A 15,175-nucleotide genomic window follows, 5' to 3' on the forward strand; every position below is an offset into this window, starting at 1 on the left:
TTAATGTTTAGTGTTAAAGCGGTTGGTCATACTTTTAATGAATCGTCTAAGCGAGAATTTATTGGAGTCCACGTAACCATAGCCGTAACCATAACTATAACCGTAGCCATAACCTGCTGCACCTAACTTCAATCCATTGAGGACAACAGCTAGATTTGAGAGCTGCTTATTGCGGTATATGTTCTCCAGCTCAGGCAGTTGACGACGGTCTGTCTTGCCTGCCCGCACAATAAACAGGGTAAGATCTGAAATGCGGTCAACGATCTTCGCGTCGGCCACTATGCCAACCGGAACCCCGTCCACAACGATATAATCATACTGTTCACGTAGTGTCAAGATCATCTCATCCAACCGCGATGAAAGGAGCAATTCAACAGGATTTGGCGCCACAGTCCCGATCGGGATAATGTCTACATTATTTGCACTATTGCTTTTATGAATAATAGATGATAAGGGTAAGCTTGCATCAGCTAAATAATGACTCACCCCTTTTCCCATCGTCGCTCCTACCTTTGAGCTTAGTGTCCCCTTTCGGAGATCCAGATCGACAACAACAACTTGTTTATCCAAATAACTCAATGTTGTCGCCAGATTTAATGCACTAAATGTTTTACCTGCACCGGTACTGAATGACGTAAATGTCAGTACCTTGGGCAGCACGCCCCCTCTTGTCATAAAATTGATATTGGTACGCAAAATACGGAACGCCTCGGTGAGCGGATCACGCCCTGTATTGCTGACAACAACATCAGCTTCTCCCTGCTGACTTCGTTTGGCCAGTGGAATTTCGCCCAGAAATGGCACAGTCAATACTTGCTCAATATCTTTGCGGTCGCGTACAGCCATATTCAATGCCTGAAGTAATAAGAGTACAACAGTAGGTAAGGTGAAACCTAGCAACATCCCTAACAAAAATTTCTTGGGCTTACTAGGGGATATGGGCTGCTGTGATCCTGCCGCGGGATCTATAACCCTGATATTATCCTCTGTCATCGCTTGATTCAGCGCATTTTCCTCGCGTTTATTAAGCAGGAATACATAAAGCTCTTCCTTCACTTTCTGTTGCCGTTCGACGGAGAGCAAAATACGTTGCTTTTCAGGCATCTGGACAGCTTTCCCCTGTGCTTGATTTTCAATTTTTTGAATATTATTTCTTTTAATTTTCAAACTTGTCAACGCATTCTCTGCGGCACCATGGATATTATTCCGTATTTCATTCAATACACGGTCAATATCTTTAATAACGGGATTCTCCAGACCACTGCCGTCTGCAAGACGTTGGCGGCGTAACAGTATCGTATTGTACTCACTAATCTGATTTTCAACTCCTTGGTCCACCAAACCCGTATTATAGGGAATTAACTCATTTTGTTTCTTTTCATCGGTCAAGTATTGGCGCATCATTTCGGCAAGCTTGATGTCCGTCTCGATCTTATTACGCTCAGTCTGAAGTTCTCGGCTGTCGTTCACGAACATCTGTCCTGCTGTCGGAATATCCATCCCTTCATTAGCGGTCTTTATCTGCTCTATATCCGATTCAACTGAACCGAGCTCCCGTTGTATAATATTTAATCTCGCACGAATAAAATTAGCTGTGTTAACGGCGATCTGGTTTTTATCTTTTAATGACAACTCATTGTAGACGGTAATCAAAGTCGTTATCAAATCTGCTGCCCGCTTCGGTGAACGGTCATCTATTGATACCTGTAGCAACGACGCGTCGTCTTCCATCTGTGTAATTTTGAGATTTCCACTAAAGTAATTGACCATAGCTTCACGGGAGGACTTGCGCACATTGATCTCTTTTCCAATAAACTCAGAAGTGTAGTAGCGGCTTTTGGAAATGCGGACACGTCCAAAAGGAGTATTTACTTCTCTGTCAAATGCAATACGCAATTCATCTTTCTTTCCATCTTCCCAGCCTTTCACAAGAACATATTGGTCATCAACAGGTATTGCCTTAAAAGCACAATTATAGTCGGGAGCTTTCGCTGTTAACTCTACCCGGATAGGTGAATTTTTATATAACTCAACTTCGCGAATCCCCTGTTTAACGACATAGCTCATATCGCCATCTATTCGGCTGATCGTTTGGCGCATTAGCTCTTTCGACTTTAACTGCAGGATCTCACTCGCCACACTGATGGAATTGTACATATTACTGGGTCTAGTGATACGCGCGGTAGCCAAAGTATTCATCGGCGTCTTGATCATAACAGTCTCCGACTGACTGTACATAAATGGGGTTTTACTATACTGATAGAGAAAAAAACCGCCAAAGACAAGGACAGAAAGCACGTACCAACGCCAGTGGAATAAAAGATATTTGAACAGGTCTACAATATTGACACTTTTATCTCTTCGTGTAACTACGCCACTTTCTTTTTCAATTGTGTTCATTTCAATTACTTGACTAATAGATTTACAAAAGTTAATACGAGAGACAATAGACCGACACCAACAGATACATAGCGAAAATTTGCCTCTTCATTTGGTGACATCCTTCGTCCCTTGGGTTTTACATAGACGATATCGTTCTGTTGAAGATAATAGCCCGCAGATTCAAAAACTTCCTGCGACTCCAGATTCGCGGCGATCAATCTGCGGTGGCCATCCTCTTCACGAATAATGGTAACATCTGTAGGTGAACCATTTACAGTCAGGCCACCAGCTTTTGCAATTGCATCAAAAAGCGTAATGCGGCCATCAGGTACATCAACTACACCGACCCTGGTCACCTCTCCAATGACATTGATTTTCAAATTTTCAAGTTCAACTGTCGCAGATGGCTGCTGGAGGAGGCGTTGTTCAACAAGTTTTTCTTCAATAAGTGCCTTTACATCGGCGAGCGAATGGCCGCCAACCAAAACATTCCCAAGTACAGGAAAACTGATTTGCCCCTGCTGATCGACCAAGTATCCGCGCGCTAACTCTTGGGAACCAGAGCTTGATACCTGCCCTCTTTCATCCACTTTAGATGAGCCGCCCACATTGTTAAAAGGAGCAGCAAGCTCCGCATTTCTAGCGCTAATGACGATCCGTAACCGATCTCCCGTCTGAGCCAGTAATGGCATGGCCTGTTTTGCCAAATAAATAGAATCGGGCACCATATTGCCAACATATACGCTCTTTTTGGATGAAATACAGGAACTTATTAAAAATAATCCCATAAGGGTAAATAGGTAGATAATACGTTTCATATCATTTATTTTATCTAGTTAATACTTCTTGATAACAGTAATTGGCAGATTCAGCATTGGCCATACAGGTAAATGCGCCAATAGATACAAATTGCACAACCTGTTCTAAGCTGTCTAACATCAGATTATACGCGTCCTTGTTCCAGCGGAACGACAGTACGCTTGGAACCAACGTCAAAAAAGCCTCTTTGCCGGTAATCCAGGTGAGCCGATTGCAATCTCCTTGCTCTAACCTCACAATTGCCTTTAGAGTCTTTTGTTCAGCTACATAGCAAGAGGTCTTACCGCTCCATGGAGTCCCATAAATAGAAACTTCGCCATCTTGATTGACGCGCATCAATGGATTATCATCGTTGAGTAAACGGCTGCCAGCGATCTGTTCCTTCCACTGTTGGCTATGGGTACTTTTGCCCACACCGCTTTTCCCCAGAAAAGCAATACCTATTTCACCCAAAGCAATGACCGAAGCATGTATCAGCATGCCCTTTTTAAAAATAATAGCTTGTCCAAATGCCAGCTTGAGTAACCAGGGGAAAATTGCACTATTATCTACTACTCGAGACATATAAATTGTTGAGCAACTAAAATCTTTAGTACTCGTCATCTGCCATTCTACAGATAAAGTCCGGGAATATACTGTTGTTAAATATGCGTCTGCGTATTCCTCGATTGTAAAACGTCGACCAAATTTGCCCTCCTGATCGACCAGCACTTTCTGATCAGTCAAAACATCCTGAAATTTCCCAATATGAAGAGATATACCAATAGCCTGATCTGCCGCATCCGAACAGTCTTCTATAAAATCAGTAAAAGAGGGTAGCCACACACTCACATCCATACCAAATGGCATAGTAATACGCATTAAATAACCACCTATTCGATAATAGGCAATTTTATGGCCTTGCTCAGGACATGCTTCAATCGTTTTCATTTTATTTTTTTGTTTAGTTAATTTCTTAATATTATCGCTTACGCGCTCCTCAATGTCACGAGTTATGGGGTGGTATTCTACGGTTTGTTAAGCTATTGTATAGATGAACCACAGGAAAACACATCGATTCCATTGGGGCTAGCGGAAAATAGTTTAGAACACGTCCAAACCAGCTTCTATACATACGTCGATTCCCCATATGTGTACCAGAACTATTGTTTTTATCCCGGGGAGCATGAAAACCAAAATTTCCAGATAACAGAATATCCTCCATTATCCAATCTACATCTGCATCTTCATTGATAGCGACCGGCAGGAAGACTTTTGGTAAGCCGATATACTGGACCAATAAAACATGGAGTGCAGTGGTCCACCTGCCAATTCCAAGATAATGATAGAGCCTATCCAATTGACGCCGGTCATATTGGTCATGATAATTTGCATAAAGCATCGCTGAATCACAAACCTGTCTTAACCCGATCCCAAAGGATAGCAGATGACGAAAAATATGGGTATTAACTATGAGCATCTGCTCCATAATAGAGGGCAAAAGAATAGTAGTATCATGCATTTTTATCTGCTGTCTCCTGCGCTTTTCGCTTTTCATGAATGCAAACAGAAAATCTTTGAGAAAGGGATTATAAAGATCAAACATCCGGTTATGAAGATCCATTTCACAGGTCTTCCATTTAAGCAACGCACTACCTGAACTGTCCTTTACAACAGTAAGTCCCTGCATTTTAACCTGATTGATTGCTTTTTCCAAATCCTTTTTATTCAAGAAAACCCAGTCGATATCTCCACAGATCCTACTCTTTGGATTTGTATAACATTTGGCAACTCCCTGGCCTTTAATTAATAAGGGAGACAGTCCTACAGCTTGAAACATTGCAGCTTGCTCTGCAATCTCAGTTTCCATAACCTGATTAAGTTGCTCGATCTTTTCCTTACGCACAAACCATTTAATAAAAAGCCTTCTAGGAGGGAATAATTCGTGCGGTAATTGCAATAAACCGTCAAAGACAATACCATCGACTGCCTGTTCGATAGAGAGTTTGTAGATCGCTCCCCATTCTTGTTCAGAAAGAGGAAAACAGTTTAACTGCGCAAGAGGACTTTTCCATAAACCTGCCCGAAGTAAGTCGAAGAATATCTTTGTCGATCTATGTCTTAACATGATTAGTCTTTTAAAAATTTATGTCCCTCAAGAAAACTCACCAACTTAGCTACGTCTTGCTTAATTATTGCCGAATCAGACTCATATTCCTGGCCCATAGCTTCCTCCAAACACGACACAGTGAACTTTCTACCTCGGAATGTTGTAAATAGAAATGCTGTACTTTCGCTTAGCGTGAAGACCTGTGAAATATCCAATGGTCCATCGCCAGGATCAACAACATAGTAGGTTCCGTTGATGCAACGCACTAAAAAATCTGTCCGGAATTCCATATATTCTTTCATAGTGAATTGATTTTTTGTGGCTGCACTGTTTTTCCTTTTTGCTGTACAAAAGTTCGCGCGTAGATATCCATACACTTCTGTACCATCTTATCCCGTGTGAAATGGTTCTCATATCGATTTCTGCTTCCCCATTTCAGCTGTTCAAACAGCGTTTTATCCGTATAAATTTCATGAAAGGCCTCAGCCAAGGATTGTGGATTTTTTTGGTCAACGACCAAACCTGAGAAACCATGCCGATTTACCCAGCTCACACCTGACCCAGGAATAAAGGAACACACGACCGGTTTTCCACAGGACATGGCTTCGATCTGAACAATGGCAAAGGCTTCGGTTTTCAAAATAGAGCTCAGGCAGAAAATATCGGCTGCCTGGAAATAGTCCCCTACCTCGGCATCAGAAACATATCCCAGCAGCGTCACCTTATCCTCCACTTTCAGTTCGACGATAAGATCTTTCAATTCCGCTTCAAGGGGCCCCTTTCCTCCAATGACAATATGATAATTGTCATCTAAGAAGAGGGCCGAACGAATGAGATATTCGTACCCTTTATATTCGACCAAACGCCCCAGAGAAAAAATCAGGCACTTGTTTGGGTATTTGTCCCGTATTTGTGCCACTTTTTCTTCAGCTGACTGTACGGGCAGTGTTCCGATGGGGATATAATCTATTTTGTGTTTGACATACTGTAAAAATGGAGAATCATCCACATATACCGGAGTGGTCCCGACTATAATATCCGCACGTCGGATAAGCCACGATTGTAAGGGGCTGTACAACTTAAGTAAAGCCTTTTGTTTGAGAATATCCGAGTGCCAATGCAACACAACTTTGCCTTTATAGCCAGAAAGGAACAAAGCTAAAGTAGCCATCGGATCCGGATGGTGGATATGGATAATATCATAACGATGTTTGATGCGACGAAGGGTACTCACCATATCAGGTGCAATCATCGTTGCTGCCATTTTAACCTTGGTATTCAGCACAATTACTTGTCCGTAGTTGTTTAAACGAATCGGCTCTGCCACATGGTCTTCTGTGGAAGCGCACAACATGTCACAATAAATCTCTTTTTCTGACAACCCTAAGGTTAAGTCATACATCACCTTCTCTACCCCGCCCCGAATAGGATAAAATTTCCCCAACTGTAATATCCTCATAATCATTTTATTTTATTCTTTATAGTTATCTTATCATCCAATAGCAACTCAAACATATCCGTCCAGCTCTGCGTAAAGGGATGATTTATCTCATGCTGCGCTATAGGCTTAAATACCGTCGTATTTTTCTGCATACATGCCAACATTAATCGCGCAAGTTGCCTTGCATCATCTGGATCAAAAAATGCAACCTGATTAGCTCCCTGAGCTGTTTCGTGAGCATAAGGGAGATCTGCCAAAATCATATATTTATTGTAGTTCGCAAATTCAGAAATAGGCAAGCCCCAGGACTCAGCCTTGGAAGCAAAAACGAGACAGTGACAACATTCATAGTACTTTGACAATACCGCTTTTGGCAAAAAACCAAGGAAATGGATGTTATCTGATTTTCCCCACTTCTGATAAAGCCACTTGGCGTATTTATTTTCATTCCCCCTGACAGTAATGTATACCTTAAAATTTAGAGGCTCTTTGTTTTGCTCGAGTATTGCAACCGCTTTACATAACACTTCAAAATTCTTATGACTGTTAGGCGAACCAGCATAGATAAATGAAAACGTAGATTCCTTTTTACTTACCGACTGTTTTAACAAGGCTGAATCAGCTGTTGCTGGTCTTGCTACAATCAACTTGTTCGATGGAATTCCAAAAAAGCTTTGCATGGCATCACGCAACCAATTTTGCTGCACCACCACGTAGTTATTACGAAGGATGTTTGTCCTGTATATATATTTGGTAAAAAGTGCAAACATGACAATCTTTGGCGCAAAGACGAGATCATGTAATTGCCAAGCGTAGAAAGGAAAAGCATTGTGACAGTATACAGCCCTCCTATCAGCAATGACACTTGGTGATGTATCGTGCAGGGAAAACCACAGGTATACCGGACCGATAGCTTTGGAAATCTTTTTCATCGACACGTATTCGTACCACAAACGGTTTATCCAGCGCTTTTTCGGCCAGGTAGTTTCTATGTATTCAATACATGGGAAATTCACTTTATCCTTAGTATGAACGATGGCTATCACATGGTATTCACCCTTAGAAGCCAAATCAGATAAATAGGCCAAGCAATCGTGTAATATTGCCAATGGTCCTGCTTCTACGAGGTTTACTGCCGAAATCACAATTTTTCTCATACCAAATTTTTAAAAAGGTTTAACCACAGCTGCATTACTTGATTCTCTGAAAATCGAGCCGACATCGTACGGGCGTTTTCCCCCATAACTTTCCTTAATACATCGTTTTCTATAAGTAAATTGATCTTAGAAGCAAAATCTTCCATTTCACCTTCTGCTATGAGAAAGCCATTTTTTTCTTCAATGATGATATCTCTCGGACCACATTTACAGGCATAGGATACCATCGGGAGGCCACAGCTTTGAGCCTCCAACAAGGCCATTGGTAACCCTTCATAACGGGACGCCATCAGATAAATCGAACTCGCCAAATAGGCTGTTTTGATATCAGGGGTAGCTGAATGAATCTGTACACACCCCGTTAACCCTAAGATCTTAATGAGATCTTCCAAGCGCCGCTTCAGTGGACCATTCCCATAAATGTGTAATGTCCATTCCGGATGCTGCAATTGAATTATCTTCCAGATCTTAATCAAGTTGTCAAAACCTTTTTGATAATCCAGCCGCCCAACAGCGATGGCATTCTTATTGACCAACAGTGCTTGATCTGTCACAGAAAAGCTATTTGCATTGGGAATAACGGCGATATTGGGCAGCTTTCCCCAGTACATCCGATCTTCTTCAGTCAGCACAACAAAACGATCATATTTTCTGGCAATGTTGAGATCCTCTCGATTGCGTAATATATCGACTAACTTCCAAACACCACGACGGCCATACTGGAGTCTTTTATATCTTGAAAAGTGAATTTCAAGAATCTTAAAGCTACCATCGTTCATTTTATGGACAAAAGAAGTGTCATGATCAAACATGGATATCACCACATCGCTTTTCAACTGAAGTAATAGTTGCTTCAGCTTACTTTTATGTTTAACCTGTCTCCATCTATAATTCCATAACTTGGCGAATACCCCCTTATTCTGATCATTGGTATAATTAATGCCCAAATCAATTTGATGAATACGGTCATCTAGGTCAAAATAAGGTTTTCGTCCCTGCTGATCTGTAGTGACTATGGTGATATCATAGCCCTGAGCGACCAAATAATTAGCCTTATTGGTCAAAACACGTTCCATTCCTCCAGAATTGAATGTGCCCAATATATTATAAACGATTTTCACCTTCACTCCTTTCTTGCCTATCAATCATGTACAATAGAGCATAAATCAGAAAAATATCTGTAGCTACCTTAAACCAGATAACAAAGCCGGTAATAAGCAATAAGAATATCGTGATCTGATGTTCGGGAAATTTGCGGACACTTGTCCATGCGTTATGCAAAAAGAACATTGAAAAAGTAACAAGTCCCAGCAAACCGTTATAAAAAATAAAACGACAATAACCGATATCCGTGCCCACGGCATGCCAATCATCAAATTCAGCTTTTCCGATTATCCATGTTTTTATATCATGAACCTCTGGCCAGATCCACATTACGGAATTTAACCGTTCGGTAGAACTTGTTGTCCAGGTTCCCTTCTCAACGAAATTGAAAAAACCCTCAAAACCAAATCGCAATTGTTCTCTAAAATCGTCATTGACTTGATATAAGAATATTGCTATGCTCACTAAAAATGCTGTAACCATGAGGATAATTCGCCAAAGACGTATAGTAGAATCGCTAACTTCAGCGCGTAGCAAATTTGAATAGCAAAGTAGATAACAAAAAGCCATCATCACGCCAACGGTAGTGGTCCGCGAAATCATATTGCCGACAATAGCGATCACCATAAAAGCAGACCAGTATAAAATCATTGTACCATTCGAAAAGTATGTGCGTCGAAGATTGAGAATGACACCGATCAAGCATATCAACACAATTGAAAAACGGGTGCCTGCTACATCCAGAGCGGCTCCGATGCCATAAAGACGTTTGACTTTCGTTAAAAATTCGACATTAGCGACTGTATCCTGAGCTATATATTGGTCGACAAACAACTTGATATTGACATTGCTATCAATTAAAAGAGCCAAAAAGCACTGCACAACGGATATAACGACCAAATAATTTGTCATAATTCTAAAAGTCACCTCCTGGTGTGCTATCTTGAGCCACCGATATACGGCATAACTAGCGCATAACCATGTACCGAATGAAATAAAATATGATGCATAGGAAGCATCATCGGAATTGTTAATCTCCATAGAGAGGAAGCCGAAAATGCTAAAGACCACAGCAAATAGGATGGCTGGCACTAGACCTTCATCGAGCGTAATGGCTCCCGCCCTGACCACATGCTCGCTTAAAAAAAGAATCCCTACTGCGGCCAACATAATCTTTGTGTTCAACCCTTTTGGTAAGAATGTAAGTTCGAAGGGAAAGAAATAACAACTGACCAAAAATGCTAATAGAACATAAGCAATAATCCAAACCCTAGGTTTTACTTCATTCCTGCTGTTGTCTAAAAGAACCTGACTATTTGTAGATAACACCATAAATAAATTTTACGATTAAGACATTATAAATTTTCACAATATTGTACCTCTTCTTCAATGCCGCTTTCTGGATAAATTTGATGCGGGCAGAAAATGCGGGATTAGCATCTATATAATCATTTGCCTCGCGAAACAAAGTCTGCCAGATATCATACATAGCACGATCGGTACTGATCAAAAAGGGGAGCTTCATATTGAGTTTAAAGAAATTCAGTTCCTGTCGTAACTGATCACCATAACATTGTTTCAGATAGGTAATTGTCCTGTTCACGTTGAAAACAATATCCTCAACATGTTTACTCGAAAATGTCTTGGTAAAAGCCCCTGTGTTGACCTGCATATAATGATAATAGGCCTTTGGTAGATGGGCAATAGACCGCGCGTGACAAAAGAGTTGAAACATGGTCATGTCCTCGCCCATAGCCCGCCCTTCAGGAAACCAGATTTTATTGCGTTCATACAATTCACGGCGCACCAACTTGTTCCAGACATTAAACTTCATACTGCCATTTAACATGGCAAGTATGCACTCTTCTCGCCGCTGATAACCTGGCTGCTTCATGTATCGCTCACGCGTCTCAAAGGATAAATAAAAATCACTGTACACAATATCTGCACCCTGGTGCTCGGCTGCGGCAACCATCTCCGAAAACATATTGACGTCAACCCAGTCATCGCTATCGCAATGGAAAATATAAGACCCATGGGCAAACTCAAGCCCAGTATTACGAGCTGCGGGAAGTCCGCGGTTCTGGGAATGGACGATGACACGTACCTGATCACGTCGATCAGGATATTGATCAACTATTTCCATAGCCCTGATTATGCTGCTATCGGGGGAAGCATCATCTACCAAAATATACTCGATATTTGGATAGCACTGCTCCATCAGCGACTGCAGACATCGCCCAATAAATCGCTCAACTTTATAAATCGGAACGATAACCGTGATTAAACTTTCCATCATCTACTTTTTATTGGGTTTGAAAAAACGGAGCAGAATTTTTACACGCTTCCAAAGCGGTAGGCTGTCATATTCATTACGTTTTCCATCGAAAAAATCGAAATAGTACTTCGCATCGTAGAATACCGATTGTCGATAATACATCCACCAGATATCAAAATTGGGACAATAGGCATTCCAAGGCTTAGTACCGTTGTAATGTACAATCCCATCTTTCTGCATGGCCTCTAATTCTGTTATGCTATAGAAAGATTGCTGCTTTCGATAAGCAGCAAAACGGAAGAGTTCAACTGTACCACAGAAGGAGGCAGGTAAAAATTTGATTTTGCCTTTACAGACAATATTCAGTACATCCATATCCTGATAGCGGTATGAATTAGCAGCGACTTGTGTCTTGAATCGGTCCACAAGTCCATCTTGCCGCATCAGATCCAGATTTAAAATAATATCTCCGGCCAGAATATATTGGCTAGAATCAAGCCCTAGGTTCTCACGATAAGTTTTCACCTCTTCGTCAAACCCTCCTGGAGATCGGACACCGGCTACATAACAATCGCGGAGATCTGTCTGATGGAATATCGCAGATAAGTCGGATCGAAAGATCAAGTCTACATCGTGGTACATTACTTTTCCGTATTCGATTACCAGCTCCGGAATCAAAAGCCGATAGTAGGTTGCAATGGTGATCCCCCGAGTTTCGTATGCCCCCGCAAACAGATTAGCTGTATTTTTGTAAGTGAGCTTATAATTGGCAAATTGAGATGAAAGCTGTTCCAAAAATCCAGATCTAGGGAAAGTACTCTTCTCATCATGCAGAATAAAAATATCATAATAAGTATCTGCGGAAGCGTGGCTCAATAACGAGCTGATACAGACTCCTGCGGGTAATAGCATTTTATCATCAAAACTAAATACAATCGGAATCTTATTCATGGTTCCCTCCATATTTAATAGCCTCTATATCCTTACGCTCTTCCAGATTCAGATAAGCTAAATTATGATGTGTAACACGCTCCTCGATTGGTGGCGGAATCATATAATCTCCATAGACAGCTCTCAAATAGGCATCATAGTTTTTTGGCAATCGTACTTTCATGCCTTCAAATTCCATTTCGCAGTAACCATCAAACCATTCCCGTCGGGAGATCTCACGTACACCCCACATACCACCATAGTTAGCAACATAAGGGGCATTTGCATAACTATATTTTCGCATTAAATCTGAGAGTTGTTTCAGTATTTTCGTTCGTGATCTTTTCTTTCCAATTGCATACATTGATTCATTCATTGCTGTCCGCAACTGCCCCTTGAGCAAGTGTTTAACACTAGCTTTCAAATTGCTTAAAGGGTGTTTCGGAATCACCAATAGCTTATTGGCAATGCGCCGAAACCGTTTCATCAACTCAACCTGTTTATTTGAATTGCTTGATATTCCATCCAGCGGAAAGATATCTATTGATACCCCTAGTACACAGGGTGTATCCTGATACTCCACCAGAGAAGTATTTGTATCAATTAATTTCGCAAAAGGCAAATAAAACGAGTGATCGCGCTCAGCAAACACAAGTTCGCAGCCCTGATATCCCTGCGCAGGAAATAATTTCAGAAACTGATCGTAATCAGGCCGTGGCATCAGTACGTCGATATCATCATCCCAAGGGATCATTCCAGCATGTCGAACTGCTCCGATCGCCGTGCCTCCACAACAGAAATAGTTCAGCTGGTGCTCCTCACAGAATTGAATAAACTTTCTGAATACATCGAGCATAATTTCCTTATAACGGGTTTTACTTTTTTCACTTATCATCCTATCTTATTTAAAGCAATATCCACCAGACATCTCGATCATTGCACCATTGACAAATTCATTGTCGATGCAGAACATGCAAGCATTTGTAATTTCGTTCACAGTAGCGAAACGTTTTATCGCTGTCTTTTCCACGATATTTTGCCGCATTTCAATACTTTTATCTTTTTGCCAATCAGTCTCAACAAAACCTGGTACGATCGTGTTGACTGTGGTCTCGGTATCGGAAAATTCTTTGACAAGGTTTTGGGCTAGCGCATGTAATGCCGCTTTACTCACCCCATAAGGTAAACTCTTAGCATGTGGATACAGCCCCATTAAAGATCCAACAAAAACGATCCGAGCATTAGAGGCAATAAGATCAATTAATTCACGAATAATGATGAAATGGGAAGTAAGGGTAACATCCATCACTGTATTCCAATCTGTTAATGAAAGTTCCCTTAAATCTTTTCGAACAGTTTGGCCTGCATTGCAAACAATACAATTTAAATAGGGTACATTCTCTTTAATATATGTTGTCAAACGTAATGTCTGCAGATTGTCGGAATGATCTAATTTTAATAGCAACAGCTGGTCTTCAAAACGCTTAAATTCGACCAGCATACTATCGCGTGCTGTTTCGTCTTTCCTATAGGTCGTTATAACATGATAACCACGTCGGAGCAATTTTTCTACAATACCCTTTCCGATTCCCTTAGTTCCCCCAGTTACAAGTGCATATTTCTTCATGATAAAATGGTTAAGTTTTCCTTTTTCCCGAAACGCTCGATGATATCAGCGATCCAAATAGATTCTTTCGGACTCAGCCTAAAAGATGTAGTTCTCTGCAGCGTTATCATCTCACAGAATTCTTGAATTTCATATCGTAACCCTTCTCCCAAAAAGGGATAGAAAAATTTTCTATTGAGATTTTGGTCTTCAAATCGTAGCTCAAAATATTCGGTTCGCCACCACGGAGCAGGTACATAGATATACCCCTGCGTCCCCGACACAATAAGGTTGCCTTCAGTCTTCATACCTAGTCCTAGAGTCATTGTTGCAATGGCTTTATCATAGAGGAAAACTCCTTTAGTAAAAACATCCAATCCACGGTCCATCATCGTAAAGAAATTGACCTTGCGAAGATGTGGACCAAGTATTTTTAGAATTGTCATTAGGGCAAAGGGGGCCAATTCATTCATTGACCCTCCAGCTTGCCCTGCGCCCGACTCCAGTAAAGATTTAGCCTTCAGAATAGAAAGCGATGCCTGTATATCGATAACTTCTCCAATAACTCCGCTTTTTACCATATTGACCAAATGGGCAAATGCAGGACAAAAGGCTGTTTTACTTGCTTCCAGTAGAACAAGATTCCGTTGCTGAGCCAGCCAAAACAACTCTTCAGCTTCGGCTGCTGCAAGTGTCAATGGAATTTCACATAGCACATGTTTTCCTTCTAGCAAACATTGCTTGACATAAGCATAATGGGTGGAATGTGGTGAAGCAATGTAGACAGCTTCGACTACGTCCATAAAATTATTTAGATCTTCATACGCCAGTGGTACCCCATATTGCTGAGTGAAAACCTCAGCCTCTTTGGCAATCGGGCTAAAGACAGCAACCAGATCTAGGCCTATCACAGCTTTTGCTTCAGCGATGAATTTTTTTGCAATATGTCCACATCCAACTATACCTAACTTTAACACCGTCTGAAGATCGGCCCGCAACATGGTAGAAGAAATACCTTCGGTCCGTTGGAGGTAAACAACCTGGCAATACTCACTGAGGTAGTCAAACTTTCCTTCCCAATCCGAACCGATCGCAAACACATCTACGTCCAGCCGTTGAATATCGCTGATCTTCTGACCGACATATTCTTCAACTATAATTTCATCAGCAAGTCCAGACTTTCGAATTGCTTCCACACGCTGTAAGAGATTTTGTTTGAGGTTTGTCTTCCCTCTATTAGCATCGAAGATATCCGAAGTAACGCCTACGATGAGGTAATCACCCAAAGCCTTAGCACGCTCTAGGACATTCAAATGGCCCTGATGAAGTAGATCAAATGTTCCATATGTAATTACGCGACGAGACATCT

The 15,175-nt window shown here is 41.3% G+C and carries 14 protein-coding genes; all 14 read right to left on the bottom strand.

The annotated features are described in order from the left end of the window. Genes ABFX33_RS01265 through ABFX33_RS01330 form a run of 14 tightly spaced genes read right to left on the bottom strand, consistent with a single transcriptional unit; the run spans nt 1 to nt 15,173 of the window. Entirely contained in the window at nt 1–2,400 is a 2,400-nt protein-coding gene (locus tag ABFX33_RS01265) for a GumC family protein (RefSeq protein WP_346083769.1), read from the bottom strand. Between the two features lie 5 nt (nt 2,401–2,405). Then, a complete protein-coding gene (locus ABFX33_RS01270) occupies nt 2,406–3,200 on the bottom strand; it encodes a polysaccharide biosynthesis/export family protein (protein ID WP_346083771.1) in 795 nt (264 codons plus the stop codon). 10 nt (nt 3,201–3,210) lie between these two features. Continuing rightward, nucleotides 3,211–4,131: a hypothetical protein gene (locus ABFX33_RS01275; RefSeq protein ID WP_346083772.1), complete on the bottom strand. Its 921-nt coding sequence runs from the start codon at nt 4,129–4,131 to the stop codon at nt 3,211–3,213. 55 nt (nt 4,132–4,186) lie between these two features. Then, nucleotides 4,187–5,308, bottom strand: coding sequence for a nucleotidyltransferase family protein (locus ABFX33_RS01280; RefSeq protein WP_346083773.1), 1,122 nt, complete (start codon nt 5,306–5,308; stop codon nt 4,187–4,189). Between the two features lie 2 nt (nt 5,309–5,310). Further along, the gene (locus ABFX33_RS01285; RefSeq protein ID WP_346083774.1) at nt 5,311–5,592 is read right to left on the bottom strand and encodes a PqqD family protein; all 282 of its coding nucleotides are present in this window, start codon (nt 5,590–5,592) and stop codon (nt 5,311–5,313) included. Next, complete coding sequence (locus ABFX33_RS01290; RefSeq protein WP_346083775.1) at nt 5,589–6,749, bottom strand: glycosyltransferase; 1,161 nt, start codon at nt 6,747–6,749, stop codon at nt 5,589–5,591. Before ABFX33_RS01290 ends, ABFX33_RS01285 begins: the two co-directional genes overlap by 4 nt. 2 nt (nt 6,750–6,751) lie before the next feature. Then, complete coding sequence (locus tag ABFX33_RS01295; RefSeq protein ID WP_346083777.1) at nt 6,752–7,888, bottom strand: glycosyltransferase family 4 protein; 1,137 nt, start codon at nt 7,886–7,888, stop codon at nt 6,752–6,754. Then, nucleotides 7,885–9,009 carry a glycosyltransferase family 4 protein gene (locus ABFX33_RS01300; protein ID WP_346083778.1) on the bottom strand — a complete coding sequence of 375 codons (1,125 nt, stop codon included), beginning with the start codon at nt 9,007–9,009 and terminating at the stop codon, nt 7,885–7,887. The genes ABFX33_RS01295 and ABFX33_RS01300 overlap by 4 nt, the downstream gene beginning before the upstream one ends. Beyond that, nucleotides 8,993–10,324, bottom strand: coding sequence for a hypothetical protein (locus ABFX33_RS01305; RefSeq protein WP_346083780.1), 1,332 nt, complete (start codon nt 10,322–10,324; stop codon nt 8,993–8,995). The genes ABFX33_RS01300 and ABFX33_RS01305 overlap by 17 nt, the downstream gene beginning before the upstream one ends. Continuing rightward, nucleotides 10,305–11,291, bottom strand: coding sequence for a glycosyltransferase family 2 protein (locus tag ABFX33_RS01310; protein ID WP_346083782.1), 987 nt, complete (start codon nt 11,289–11,291; stop codon nt 10,305–10,307). The genes ABFX33_RS01305 and ABFX33_RS01310 overlap by 20 nt, the downstream gene beginning before the upstream one ends. Next, nucleotides 11,292–12,221, bottom strand: coding sequence for a glycosyltransferase family 8 protein (locus ABFX33_RS01315; protein WP_346083784.1), 930 nt, complete (start codon nt 12,219–12,221; stop codon nt 11,292–11,294). Then, a complete protein-coding gene (locus ABFX33_RS01320) occupies nt 12,214–13,095 on the bottom strand; it encodes a LicD family protein (RefSeq protein WP_346083786.1) in 882 nt (293 codons plus the stop codon). The genes ABFX33_RS01315 and ABFX33_RS01320 overlap by 8 nt, the downstream gene beginning before the upstream one ends. Before the next feature lie 6 nt (nt 13,096–13,101). Next, nucleotides 13,102–13,827: an SDR family NAD(P)-dependent oxidoreductase gene (locus ABFX33_RS01325; RefSeq protein WP_346083788.1), complete on the bottom strand. Its 726-nt coding sequence runs from the start codon at nt 13,825–13,827 to the stop codon at nt 13,102–13,104. Beyond that, on the bottom strand, nt 13,824–15,173 hold the full coding sequence (locus ABFX33_RS01330; RefSeq protein WP_346083790.1) for a Gfo/Idh/MocA family oxidoreductase: 1,350 nt from the start codon (nt 15,171–15,173) through the stop codon (nt 13,824–13,826). The genes ABFX33_RS01325 and ABFX33_RS01330 overlap by 4 nt, the downstream gene beginning before the upstream one ends. Between the last annotated feature and the right edge of the window lie 2 nt (nt 15,174–15,175).

The organism is Sphingobacterium ginsenosidimutans, from assembly GCF_039536865.1.
Classification (GTDB): domain Bacteria; phylum Bacteroidota; class Bacteroidia; order Sphingobacteriales; family Sphingobacteriaceae; genus Sphingobacterium; species Sphingobacterium detergens.